Genomic DNA, 229 nt, shown 5'->3' on the forward strand with positions numbered 1-229 from the left:
GATGACCTTCGCAACGCTCGCCAACGAAGTCATTCCGGGCATCTATTCTTCGCATCCCGACTGGGACAAGGTCGCGCTCGGGGAGATCGAATGGTTCCGGTCAAACGAGCGCTTTGCACCCGCATTCGACCTGACGCTCGGAGAAAACGGACTGGGGCACAAGGCCGTGATTCGCTTTCGCACACCCGGCCTGACCGGCATCCACGGTTCATGCAGTTAGGCCAGCGGT

Annotated in this window: 1 pseudogene; it reads left to right on the plus strand. The window is 60.3% G+C overall.

Annotation, left to right across the window (positions count from 1 at the left end):
* Positions 1–220, plus strand: a pseudogene (locus SB725_RS34330) (phenol hydroxylase); the annotation flags it as partial.
* Between the last annotated feature and the right edge of the window lie 9 nt (positions 221–229).

Origin of the sequence: Pseudomonas sp. SIMBA_041 (assembly GCF_046535095.1) — a bacterium.
Taxonomy (GTDB): Bacteria; Pseudomonadota; Gammaproteobacteria; order Pseudomonadales; family Pseudomonadaceae; genus Aquipseudomonas; species Aquipseudomonas mucoides.